The organism is Hoeflea ulvae, assembly GCF_026619435.1.
Classification (GTDB): domain Bacteria; phylum Pseudomonadota; class Alphaproteobacteria; order Rhizobiales; family Rhizobiaceae; genus Hoeflea; species Hoeflea ulvae.
On the sequence record NZ_JAOVZQ010000001.1, the window covers coordinates 866710 to 879397 of the forward strand.

The window sequence follows — 12688 nt, forward strand, 5'->3', positions numbered from 1 at the left end:
TGTGAACAGAGCGAAAAAATTTATCATTCGGCAGTTCAAAGTACGGGCTCAGAGCGAACTCCAGAAAATTCCAGCTTTGGTGTCCCCAAACTCGGGGCTATTTGATCAGCGCAAGCGTGTGGTTGGCGATCCATTTTCCGCTCGTCTATAAATCCAGCGCCGCGCCGTGCTTTCTGAGCCATGATTTGCGGCTCTGGTAGTCCGGGAGGATCTTGTCGACTTCATTCCAAAACGCATCGGAGTGATTGTGGTGGTGCATGTGGCAAAGCTCGTGAACCACCAGGTAGTCGATGACACTGGGCGTGGCCATCATGCACTTCCAGTGGAACGCCAGTGCCCCCTCAGAACTGCAAGTCGCCCAGCGATAGCCTAGGTCCCTTATCTGTATGCCGGTCGGATCGACACCCACCTTGGGCGCGAAATAGGCGACGCGGGCTTTGATGCGACGCAGGCCGTTTTCCGAGTAATAGGTTTCAAAGGCCCGCTTGGCAGCGCTCACACCGGACTTGTCGATCAGATCGCGGCTAAGGCAAAAGCGGCCTTCCTTCAGTTTGAGGTCCACCTCTTGGCCCTCAACCAACGATAATCGATATGCCCGCCCCAGATAGAGGAACGTCTCACCATTCACCCATTCCCGGATGACAGCGGTCGCATTCAGGTCGCGCCACTCAGCAAGGTTCCGGTAAATCCAAAGGCGTTTGCTTTCGACCACGGCGTCGACGTTTTCCGGGCTGAGGCTTTTGGGCGGGCGGACCACCACCGCGCCGTTACGCTCGATGACGATGTCGGTCGTGCTGCGCTCTGTGCCAGGCAGTAGTTGATACTCGATATCCAGAACACGGCGCGAATTCATGACGATTGGCCCTCATTCGATGTGCCTTTGAGCAGTTCGGTATGTCGATTTTTTGCCAGCTTCATGATCTCGACCGCAATGCGTTCCCGCTTGGTTTTCAGTTCCTCGATGCCCGTCATCGTCAGGGCAATCTTGATGTCGCTACGGGTCTTCTTCTGCTTGTCGGCATTGTTCCAGAAATCAATGCTGCCAATGCTGTCCTGCATCGTCTCGACGATGGCCTCCATTACCACCTTCATTTTTGCCTTGGCACTAAATGGCACCTTGCCGTTCTCAAAAGCTTCATTGGCAACGTGGTCGTAAAATGTGGTGGCTTCCTTGCTCATGCCAGCCTCGCCGGATTGCCTACCGGCAGCGGCTTCGGTGCGCAGTTTGTCCAGTTCTTCGGCCAATCGGATCCAGTCGCTCTGATGCTGGTTGAGCAGGTTTTCGACCTTCTCGGACAGGCTCTTGTAGAACGCGGGGTCCTCGTCGTGGTGCACCGTGCAATGCTTGCGAATGGCGTGTTCCATCTCGCTGGCCTTGGCTTCCGCGTTTCCTGCCGCGTGCAGATTGAGGCTTTCGATGAAGTCATCGGACAATAACTCAACCGGGGGAACCTTCGGATTTATGCCCAGGCTGATCAGATGCTCGTTGATCAGGTCTTTCACCTTCTCGCCCGCATCTCCAAGGTTCAAGCTCGTGTCCTTGTACCGCTCCTTGGTCACCCGAAGGATGTAACCAAAGCGCTTGGCGGGCACCTTGAACGGGTTCGCCGCCTGATGCGGCAGAATGATATCCATGCTTGCCAGGAATTTCTTCAGATAGACGTCGAAATCCGCCCGCAGTTTCTCGTCCTTGAGCAGCTTCACCGCCTCATGCACCACAGCGGTGTCGGCCTCAAGGCTTGGCAGCTTGCCTTGAACGAACGCCTCGACCTTGGCCACCTCGTTTGCCGAGAACAGTTGCAGCAGGCGCTGATAGCGCTCCTCGAGTACAGGCATTTCGGAGGTGATGCTCTTCAGTCCCTGCGCAAGCTCCTGCTGCTCGTCAGCGGCCGCGTAAAGGGTCAGTGCGTCGGTAAGGTTTTCCGTCAGCCCGATGTAGTCGACGACATATCCCCGCGTCTTGCCCTTCTTGACCCGGTTGGTGCGGGCGATGGCCTGCAGCAGAGTATGCTCGCGGATGCGCTTGTCGATGTACATGACCTGCTCGATAGGCGCGTCGAAGCCGGTCATCAGCATGTCGCAGACGATCAGGAAGGCGATCCCTGTGAGAGACCGGTCTGGATCATCCATGTCGAATGACCGGCAGAAATTGTCCACCGCGTTCCAGGCTTTGGCCTGCTTGCGTGCCTCGGTGACATAGGCAGCTTCGTTGGTCCCGTCGCTCGAGATCACCACGGCTGCCTTCAGGAATTCCACTTTCCTGATCAGCTCATGGTCGGGAACGGGGGCAGCCTTCAGCGCCTGCACACGATCGTTCAGCTCATTGGTGATCGCGGCCTGGTACCGAACGGCCGCCAGTTTGGAATGGCAAACCACCTGCGCCTTGAAGCCGTTGGGGAAGATGTGCTCGAGATAGTGGCTGACCATGTCCTTGGCGATTGCCTTGATGCGCGCCTCGGCTTCAAGAATGTCACCGGTTGCGCCGTATTTCTTCTTGATCGCCAGCAGCTCTTCGTCGCTGCGATCTTTGAACAGGTTTTCAAATTGCGTCTCAAAGCCGTGCTTGTCATTGAGCGCGGAGTCCGCCGTCCTGCCTTCATAGAGGATCTGCAGCGTGGCGCCGTCGTTCACCGCGTCCATCAGGCGATAGGTGTCGATATACTCGCCGAAGCGCTTGTGGGTCTTCTTCTCGCCATGCCGCTCTGTGATCAACGGCGTACCGGTGAAGGCGATGCGGGCAGCGTTGGGGAATGCCTCAAAAATATTGTCGCCCAGATCCGAGCCCTGGGTCCGGTGCGCTTCATCGATCATCAGCACGATGCGCGGCGAGGCATTCACCACCCCGAATGTCTGGGCGGCCGGCATGGCCTGATAGGTGCCCAGCGCTGCAGCCACTGTCAGCGGCAGGCTCTGATCGCGCAGCAGGAACTTGTGCACCATCACCATGTTGACGTCCGAGCTGTCGGTGGCCAGATCGGTGCGCAGTGCCTGGGCGCTTTCGATGGTGTTGACGCGCCCGCCGATCAGCGTGGCGGTCGCGGTCAGCTGGTCTTCCAGATCAACCCGGTCGTTTATCAAGAGGATCTTGTAGTCATTCAGATCCTCGGAGGTGCGCAGCATCCGCGCCACGAACACCATTGTCAGGCTCTTGCCCGATCCTTGGGTGTGCCAGACCACGCCGCTCTTCTCGGCGACGCTGTGGCCATTGCGCAGGCGTTCAACGATCTTGTTGGCGGCACGGAACTGCTGATAGCGGCAAATCACCTTGATGCGCGGTCCGCCATCGGTGTCCATGAACACCGAGCAAGTGCGCAGCATGCTCAGCAGGTTGGCCTTGGTGAGCATGCCATTGATCAGCTGCTCTTGCTGGGTCATGCCCTTGGCGGTTACATCGTCCTGCGGCCATTGGGTCTTCCAGGGAAAGAAGTGTTCTTCGCCTGAGGTGATGGTGCCGTAGTCCGCTTCCAGCCCGCAGCTGCGGATCAGCATCATCGCGGTGTGATACAGGCGCGGCTCGCCCTCTTTAAGGCCCTGCTGCTTGGTGGCGTTGCGGGCGTTCATATAGCGCTGTAATTGCTCGAAAGCTTCGGGCATCGGGTTGGCGCAGGTCGGGCCACCCTTCTTGCATTCAACGACAATCAGCGGAATGCCATTCACGAACAGCACCAGGTCGGGGACCATGAACGCCTTCACGCAGCCGGGTGTGTCGATGCGGAACTGGTTGATGGCGTGGAAGCTGTTGTTTTCCGGATTGGCAAAGTCGATCAGCTTGACGACCGGGTCGGGCTCGCCGGTCGCTTCGTTGACATCGACCTGCGCCTTGAACAGCAGCTTCTGGATCGCCTCATTGGCCTCCAGCAGGGTACGGTTGGGCTGGCGGCCGATCTGGTCGTGCAGGTCCTGCAGCTGCTTTTTGGTCAGCCATTCGGCGCCCGTGGCCGTCCTGTTGATCCGTGCGACCGCCCTGGCAAAGACCTCGGGCAGGATCCATTGCCGGAAATTCTGCCGCAGGCTTCTGAGCGGATCCTGCGGAATGTCCGCGCCTTGGTCGATGCTGATCCAGTCTAGGTCCGACAGCAGCTTTAAAAACGGTTGCTCGACCTCGGTATATTCAGACATGGGCGGCCTCGGGGTCGTTTACTTTAACTTGCACCTCACCGGTAAGGAGATCGTGCATAAGGCCCTTTTTCTGTTTCCGAAGTTTCGCAAGAACTGCACCGTTCGTATCCAGCATATTTCGATAAAAAAAGATGTGTTTCGCAATTTCATCCTGTTCTTCGGGTTTGGGAAGTGCGAGAGGCAGTTTTTGAAGGGCTGCCTTATTCAACTTGTATCTACCAGCACCTTGGCGAGTCAGCCAAAAGGTTATGTCTCTGTGCAGGAAATAGTAGAGCAACCAATCAGTGGAACATCCGTCTTTGCCGCTTAATACATGTGCGTGATTGTTTACATTGAATTTTCCTACTACTTTCTGGGTCATTTTTTTGTAGGAGTATTTCAAGAAATGATCTCCGTCTTCGCCGATTAAGACGTAGGTGCCATCAGCCCTAAATTCGTTGATGAAACCCACGATTCCAGTTGGCCCATAGTATGGATAGTCACCTCTCATTCCTTCTCTGACTTCAGACGAAAGTGGAAGCCGAAGATTGTTGTGGATATTCGCGCACTCATCAATGGTTTTGAATTCCCACTCCTTCGGAATCCAGCCAATCGGGGTTTCTTTGTAGAGGTCCGGTGCCTCTTCACGCGGGGGGCGGAGTTTACCGCCGGGGGTGAGGCCTCGGGTAAGCAGGTCATGCATCATCCCTGCTTTGACCAAGCCGTACTTATCAATCAACGCCTCGGTTTTTTCGATGGCTTCGTCGACAGTTCGAAGGATGATGGCGATCTTTTCCTGTTCGTTCTCATTCAAGGGAAACTTGACTCTGAATTTTGTCAGTTCTTTGCGAGTGACATGCTTCATAGTCGAGCCTTGTGACTGACCTGCCAACTTCTCCATATTGAAATCAAGAATCTGAAGGAGAAGTTGCTTGTTTACTCCGCTATTCGGCACAACCTTATAGAGGTGTTGATTGAGAACGGCAGGCCCGCCAGACCAAATTATGACTTTGAGCGTAGCGCTCCATGAGAATATTAGATCGCCGGTATCGATAAGATTTCTTGGAAGTACGAATCCGTTGAATTTGTCAGTTTCGGAGTTTGGTTTATTGATTTGTTCGATCCGAACAATAGGCAATCCATCTTCAACCCAATCCTTGGGCTTGAAAGCTGCGCCATTGTGATACTCGGCTAGATCATACAGGATTCTTTCATCCCAACCCTCCAAAATTTCCAGCTCGTTACACATATCCCAGCTCCGCCAGAAAACCCTGCAACTTTTCCGCGGCCTCATCGCGAGCCTGTTCAATCGACTTTGCTGTCACCGCGTATTTTGACCAGAGGTTCTCGATCGCCTTGACGCAATCGCGCTGGTCGGCCCGCAGATAGGCGGCATAGGTCTGCATCAGGATCTTGCGCAGCCGTTCGACAATGACAGTGCGTGCCTCGTCATCTGAAATTTTTGCCCGCGCACTGGCGACCAGTTCGTCCCGCTTGCCCTCGATTGCTTTGATGGTCGCCTTGAGGTCCTTCACCTCGTCCTCGAGCACCTTGTGCTGCTCAAGCGCTGTGGTGATGGATTGAGCCAGTTGGTAAGCAAGCTTGCCTTGCCCGATGGCGTCCGACAGAGGCGCCGAATACTCCGACTGGTGTTTCACCTGTGCCGCCAGATCGAGAATGCGCTTGCCATTGTCAAAGACCGGATTGCCGGGAGCGAAGCCTTCGCTGCAATAGAAAGCCTTCTTGGCCCCATGCGGCAGCAATCCTGCGGCCTGCAGTTCGATGAAGATATTGGTGGCCAGCGCTTTCATCTCTTTCAACTGCGCCTTCCAGTCGGCAGTGGCCGTTTTCAATTCCGCCTTTTTGCTTTTGACCTCATCTGCGGGCAGAACACCGCTGTCGTCACTGTCTTCAAAATCTTCCTCACTGGCAGCCGCAAACAGTGCCTGCAACTCGCCCAGCCGTGCCTGCGCCTTCTCCAGTTCCTCCAGCACCTCGGGGAACTGGCTTTGCAGAATATCCTCGTCCGGGATCAGCTCCGCCCCCCAACCGCTGGCGGCGATGGACTTGAAGTCAGCCTTGAGCCCGTCAACATATTTGGCAAAGGCGCCGCGCACCTGGGACGGTGTAAGCAGCGTCTGCTCAGCTAGTTCCTGATTGATGCTGGTCAGCAGCGTGCTGCGCATGACATAGACATTGCCCGCATGCTCGTGCTGGTTGTCGGGATCCGGCGCAAGCGCTTCGACAATCGGAAAATTGGCCTGCCACCAGTCTTCCAGCTGCTGCATGAACGCCGCATGGCTAGCCAACACGCTTTGGTGTTCCGCCACAAGACCGGCGATATCACGCTTTTCGCCAATAACCGGCGCAAGGTCACAATAGGTTTCGTCGCGAGGCACGAAGCAGTCCTCGCGCAGTTGCGGATAGTTCACCCAAAAATGTCCGAGACTATCCACCTCAACAAGTGGCACCCCACCATGCAGATGCGCCCTGACGTCCTGCGGTTCAGGCGGCGGTGCGTTGTCGACATAGCGGCGAATGTTGCAGTTGTAGTCCTCCGCCTCGATCTCCGCCTTTGGCACACGCCGCGCATAGGCGGGAATGTCTTTGTCCGACCGGTAGGCTTCGATGATCTTGTCGATGTCCTCAGCCCGCAGATGGTTCTGTGCCTTGCCCTCGCGATATTCGCGATCCGCATTGATGAACAGGACGTGTTCCCGTTTGGTCTTTCCATCAGGATATTTTGCGCCTGCCTTGTTCATCACCAGGATGCAGGCGGGGATGCCGGTGCCATAAAACAGATTGCTCGGCAGGCCGATGATCGCTTCGAGATAACCCTGTTCAATGAAGTGCTTCCGCGCTGCCTGCTCTTCGCCGCCACGGAACAGCACCCCGTGCGGCATCACGGTGGCCAACCGGCCGTCGTGCTTGAGCACCGAAAGCATGTGCTGCACGAACATCAAGTCCGCCTTCTTGCCGCCCTCCGGCATCATCACCGGGAAACGTCCGGGGAACTTCAAATTGGTCTTGCTGTAATTCTGGCTGAACGGCGGATTGGCGAGCACCCGGTCGAAGCGCCTTAGCTCATTGTTCTCGTCAAGGTGCTGCGGCTCCTTGATCGTGTCTTCCTGCCGGATGTCTGCGTGCGAGATGCCGTGCAGCAGCATGTTCATCTTGCAGATTGACCAGGTGGTGCCGATCTTTTCCTGGCCGTTCAGGGACACCTCGTTGGCGTCGCCATTGTTCTCGCGCAGATAATCCCGCGTTTGAATCAGCATGCCGCCAGAACCGACTGTTGGGTCATAGACACTCATGCCCTCCTTGGGGTCGCAGACCTCAACGCAGATCCGCACCACTTCGGCTGGGGTGTAGAATTCTCCAGCCTTCTTGCCCGCAGAATCTGCAAAGAACTTGATCAGCCATTCATAGGCCGCCCCGAGCAGGTCGGGGAATTCGAAGTCCTCGTCCCGGAGCGGAATCTTCTCAAAGTTCTGGACGAAGTCCGCGAGCGTATCGTCATCCAGCGTGCGCTGGCCGATCTTGCGGTTGAAATTGATTCCCTTGAGAACATCCTCCAGGGCGTCGGGGTTGGCATCTTCGATTGCCTCGAGCGCCTTGTTCAGCGTGGTGCCGACGTTTTCCTTTGTGTGTTTGAGAGCGGGCCGCTGAACGCGTTCGATTTCTCCGTCATCGTTGATGACGTCCTCGACCCAGCCCTGATTCCACCGGGCGCGTTCCGGCACGTAAAAATATTTGCCCGAGAAGTTGTCTGGGTCTTCCAGTTCGATCGCAATATCTTCGTCGGCCATGCCTTTGGCTTTGAGTTCAGTCTTCAATTCGGCGCGGCGCTGGTCGAACAGATCGCTGGCGCGCTTGAGGAACAGCATGCCGAAAATGTATTCCTTGTACTCGCTGGCATCCATGCTGCCACGCAGATCGTCACACGCGGTTAGCAGAAGGCTTTCGAGCCGGGCCAAAGTGAGCTTCAATTTCATTTGTCAAAATACCTTAGTATGCTGTCGAACAACCGAGACTGGTTGCGGGCAGTGTTGGCCTGCGGATGAGGTTTACGTCAAGGGGTGCATTATGTGCCGAGCGCGAGTGACAGCTCGAAGCGTGGGCTTAGCGGTTAGGTGATAAAAGTGCGTTTAACATTGGCGAATTCGCCTGCATTGGGCTTGCTGGTGATTTTCCCGAGTGTTGTGGGGTGGCAATTGAGGAAGCATTTGCCCCAGAACAGATGGACACCGGATCGCGCGAACCGCGGCGCCGTTTTGAATTCCAATTGGAGTTGCAAGCCATGAAGTTTGATGACCTGAGAGCCCGGCACGCGGTCATTTTCCCCCCGACCAGTGCTATTGAATGTGGGGAGGGGTGGGCCGCTGTAGTGGATCGTTTTTTGGCGACCGTAGCACCGTTGATGCAGGCTACCGGGTCGACCGTGACGGTGGTGCGACAGGACATGGGTGCCTTACGGATTCTGGACAATTACCCACAACCATATGCGACCGTTTTTGTGAGGGCGCGCCTGCTTGCCGAGTTCCGCAGCCGGACGACGTGCGAGGTGTGCGGAGAGCCTGGCCACATGCGCAAGGCTGCAGGCTGGTACCGGTGTCGGTGCGATGAACACGCCACGGCTTCGGAACGCGAAGAGCCGCCCCGCCCGTCATATTCTATTGGCCGCGATACGAGCGCTGGCTATCTCTGGTATGATGCCGCTGCCGACGATGTGAAAATTGTTGACGACCTCACCACCATTGGGATGCCGCCCAGCCAAATAGAGCGGCTGTTAAGATCGCGGGAGAACCTGCCGCCACGGAGCCGCTCATAAGTCGATAGATGTGTGACAATTCTAACCATTGGGCGGGGACACATATAGGCCAGAGATGCAGACGTCGTTCCTGATCCTTCCAGATAGCGTGTACTTCGCATGATCGACCAAGCGAAATCACCGAAGCGGCTTAACCGAAGATTATGATTGTGCACGATAGGTCTACTGCACGTTTTGCCATAACTGTGGAGGTCCCATCTTGAAGAGGAACACAAAGCTCTGGCTCGCCGGGTCACTTCTGACCCTCACACTGTGCCCGCCGGCAGTCGCGGATGTAACTGAGCGCTATGGGGAACTGCAGTCAGTCATTGATGCCATCAATGATCCGGACCCGCTGATGCGCTTGGCGCAGCTCGAGGAAATCCTGGAAAACGGCAATGCGACCGACATCCAGCTGGCTATACGCACCGCCTTTTCTGTCGATGACCCCAACGTTCGCTCCCTCGCTCTGCGCGCGCATTTTGCTGGTTTTCGCACATTTGTCGTCACGGCTGAACTGCCCGAGAGTGTGAAGGAGGTCCTGGACGGAAGTGACAAGGATGCGGCGAAAAAGATTCTGAATGGATACTTGTTCGAATTTTTTGAAAACGTCGGGTATCAATTCAGCTTTCAGGCAGAATATCCATCGAATGCCGAGCTGGAATTCAAGACTATGCTCTTGAATAATTACCGTACACAAAACGAGTTTACCGGGTCCGGCAACATTCGTGGCGGAATGCTGACAATCACGACGCCGATCTTCTTCAACAACAACAATCATGCCTGTAGCTTCGAATTTACCGAATATGAGGGCTTCACGCTGAAAGGGCTTGGCAGTTGCAACCTGAAGGGCGGCTTCCTGTTCCCGGTAGCCTTTCACCTGTTCGACGATGAAAAGGCCCCGCTTAAGGAGTGAGTGCGACCGTTGCCGCTCAAATAGGGGCGCGCAACCTTACCCGCCTCAGCCTTTCACAAGGTGCAGGGTCTCAACAATGTAGCCTGCGTCTCCGGAGCCCGTGAAGCTCAGCCTCAGCCTGGATGCGCGCCGGGTGGCCATCATGCACACCGTTTCGGCGGCAAGCTCGCAACGTGCGCCGGGAACAAAGCCCTGACCGTCATTGTCTGCCTCGATGATCATTGCACCCTGGCCTGACAAGCCCTTGATGTTGATCCGCACACCCTGGATCGCTGACACACGGTCAAGATCCAGAATGAGGGAGACGCGACCGTCCACAGGCGCCAGATGCAGGGCAGAGTCACCAGAGAGAAAACTGCCGATACTTGTATCCTTCTGCGAGATCCGTCCCTTTACCAGAACCAGGCTGTCATAAGGTCGCGTCGCTTCAGCCAGGCTTCGGGTTTCCGGGGTTGGAGCTCCAATCTTCTGAAGTTCAGCGGCAATGATATCGTAGCGAAGGGCAATGCCCAGGCCCTCGTCCGGCTCGACTTCGTACAGCATGGCGATGGGGCGGCCTTTTGACATTACAGTGCCGCCGCTCATACCCTTTTGGAACGAGGCGGAGGGATCCAGCGACGACAACACGATGATTCTTCCACCGTCGGCGTCTCGTGACAGGGCACGAAACGTAACCGACAGAGACTGGCGCTCAGTCGGTGTGGTGATCTCAAGCGTAGCCTGCTTGATGCTGTCGATGATTGGTTGAAGCGGTACTGACCTGACGCGATCTCTGCTGCACCCTTCCTTTGCAATGGCGCCGCCAACGGTCAGGAATGCAAGATCGAGGTCCTCGTCGATTGCCGCAACAGGCGATCCCGTTGGGTGCAGCCGGCCAAAACTGTCGAGAAGGTCGGGTGACGACAGAGTTCCATCCATCCGCTCCACGACATGGCGCGGCGTGGCAATGCGGCACGCGCCCGAAGCATCCAGGAAAAGCCAGCCCTGTCCAAACGTATCGTCACCCCTAGCCAGCAAGACTGTTTCCGCCCGGGCGGACAGGGAGCCAGATCCGCACACGGCAAGCAGAACGGAGAGGACCATCAGGCGGCAAATCGGTCTCATGCTGTGGCTTCTTTGTTTTCCGGAGGCGCGGCTTGGATATCCGGCTCACTTGGCGGCTCATCAGGATCCATTTTTTCCTGACGTGAATAGGCCAGGTTGATCGCATCCATGAACATCGGCCAAAGAAGGAACGGGAGCACAAAGAAAAGCTGGAGTTTCAGGAACACCGGATCGTTGATGAGTTGCACGAGGAGACTGAGATCAACACGGCTGCTGTTGGCACGCCCGCCTGGCGGCGTGATGGTCAGTGTAAGGGATTCCGTCGAAACGGAGACGGCAAGGCCGGGTTTATCCTCGGGAACCTTGATAAAACCGAACATCGCTGCTTCAGGATTGAGCGCAAGATCCTTATCACCCTCGATCGGCGCGGCATCGGTTTCTATGAGGCTGCCAGGTGGAATCTCCATTTCCTCAATGGCGACGTAGATTGAACCACCCCCATCCAGAATCGGTACATCTATGGTCCGACCGAAGACGTCGAGGTCGCCGCTCAGAAAGACCGGCGCTGGTCCATCACTGCGCATGGCGAAACGGGCGCCGATGCTGCCTGGTCCCCATATCGGCAGGCGTCGGGAGAGCAAGTCAGGGGCACAAGTAACATCGGCAAGCAGGATAAGCTCGCCCGCAAACGATACGGTTTCGCCGGTTTCCCTGCGAAAGTCACCTGTCCCTTCGACAGTCACTCGCAGAGGGTTCTTGTCAATGCGCTGATAGGTCACCATGGAACCAACGCCGGGCAGAAAGGCGCCTTCTGCACACGCACCGTCGAAGCTGCCATCGGGCCAGATGGCAATTCGAAAGCCTTGGCCGTACAGGATTGCCAGTTCCGGATTGGAGACGGCAAAGGAGACAATCTCGCTCTCGGCCTTGATCGAGGTTAGTGTTTTCGGCGTGTCGGAAATGCGATGCAACGCGTAGCTGGCCAGGAGCGCCAGACCGACCGCCAGGCCGATCGAAACGCCAATACGCCGCCAAGCAATGTGTTCAAGCTTACTCCACATGGACAGCATAACGCTGTTCAGTGGTCGTGCCTGTCAGACCTCTGACGCTGATCACAAGGTGCAGCGCCTTGCCCCTCATGGTCTCGGTGACAGGAATGTCGCATATATGGGAATAGGTCACGCGCGCGCCGCCAATCGGCTTTTTACACTTCACCTTTTCCATAGCCTCCTGGTCGTCGATCTGCAGACGGGCCTCCACTCGGCTTTGGCTGACATTGACATAGGCGAGCAAGCCGGCCGCGTCACGCTTGGCGCCGATGATGGCCGGCACATAGGTTTTTCCGGCAAAATCGTTGCAATTTTCTGAAAGCGTAGCAAGAAGAAGAAGGCTGTCAGAGCCATACATGCTGAGCTGCTCGGCGTAACGGGTGTGCACGGGTACCTTTGGCGGGGCTGAGAATCCGCCGGCAGCACGGTACATGTTGGCGGCCCAGTAGCGTCCGTCATCTGTCATCACACGCACACAGATCGTTGCCGGAGCGGCCTCGCTCTGCCGCAAAAGTCCCAGTCTCAGATCGTCAAGCGCGCCCTGAGTGATGGGGCCCGAATAGGCAAGCCCGGAGAGAAACTGGCCGTTGACCTGGGTGTTGCCTGCGTAGCGTTCGTTGAAATCCGGAACATTGGCGAGCTCCAGCACCGGGCTATCCGTCTGAGCAAAAGCCGTCACCGGGATCAAGAAAAGCGCGGCGATGAGCGGAAAAAGCCGTATCAGCGCGGAATGTGTAAAAAGCAATTTTATCACCGTCATGCCCCCATAGT

At 56.4% G+C, this 12688-nt stretch carries 8 protein-coding genes; 1 reads left to right on the forward strand and 7 read right to left on the reverse strand.

Translation table 11 applies throughout. The features are described 5' to 3' along the window. Positions 1 to 145: 145 nt before the first annotated feature. The 4 genes from OEG82_RS04240 to OEG82_RS04255 are packed head-to-tail and all read right to left on the reverse strand — an operon-like array spanning position 146 to position 8075. Entirely contained in the window at positions 146 to 853 is a 708-nt protein-coding gene (locus OEG82_RS04240; protein ID WP_267611213.1) for a M48 family metallopeptidase, read from the reverse strand. Then, positions 850 to 4119 (reverse strand): type I restriction endonuclease subunit R, encoded by a 3270-nt coding sequence (locus OEG82_RS04245; RefSeq protein ID WP_267611214.1) that lies wholly within the window; start codon positions 4117 to 4119, stop codon positions 850 to 852. Before OEG82_RS04245 ends, OEG82_RS04240 begins: the two co-directional genes overlap by 4 nt. Then, complete coding sequence (locus OEG82_RS04250) at positions 4112 to 5347, reverse strand: restriction endonuclease subunit S (RefSeq protein ID WP_267611215.1); 1236 nt, start codon at positions 5345 to 5347, stop codon at positions 4112 to 4114. The genes OEG82_RS04245 and OEG82_RS04250 overlap by 8 nt, the downstream gene beginning before the upstream one ends. Next, a complete protein-coding gene (locus tag OEG82_RS04255; RefSeq protein WP_267611216.1) occupies positions 5340 to 8075 on the reverse strand; it encodes a type I restriction-modification system subunit M in 2736 nt (911 codons plus the stop codon). The genes OEG82_RS04250 and OEG82_RS04255 overlap by 8 nt, the downstream gene beginning before the upstream one ends. 1053 nt (positions 8076 to 9128) lie before the next feature. Here OEG82_RS04255 and OEG82_RS04260 point away from each other — a divergent pair. Beyond that, the gene (locus OEG82_RS04260; protein ID WP_267611217.1) at positions 9129 to 9824 is read left to right on the forward strand and encodes a hypothetical protein; all 696 of its coding nucleotides are present in this window, start codon (positions 9129 to 9131) and stop codon (positions 9822 to 9824) included. Between the two features lie 45 nt (positions 9825 to 9869). Here OEG82_RS04260 and OEG82_RS04265 read toward each other — a convergent pair whose 3' ends face one another. From OEG82_RS04265 to OEG82_RS04275, 3 genes are read right to left on the reverse strand one after another with little or no spacing between them, the layout of a single operon-like run. Then, positions 9870 to 10928, reverse strand: coding sequence for a hypothetical protein (locus OEG82_RS04265; RefSeq protein ID WP_267611218.1), 1059 nt, complete (start codon positions 10926 to 10928; stop codon positions 9870 to 9872). Continuing rightward, on the reverse strand, positions 10925 to 11938 hold the full coding sequence (locus tag OEG82_RS04270; protein ID WP_267611219.1) for a hypothetical protein: 1014 nt from the start codon (positions 11936 to 11938) through the stop codon (positions 10925 to 10927). The genes OEG82_RS04265 and OEG82_RS04270 overlap by 4 nt, the downstream gene beginning before the upstream one ends. Continuing rightward, positions 11919 to 12677, reverse strand: a complete 759-nt coding sequence (locus OEG82_RS04275) for a hypothetical protein (RefSeq protein ID WP_267611220.1) — start codon at positions 12675 to 12677, stop codon at positions 11919 to 11921. The genes OEG82_RS04270 and OEG82_RS04275 overlap by 20 nt, the downstream gene beginning before the upstream one ends. Positions 12678 to 12688 lie beyond the last annotated feature (11 nt).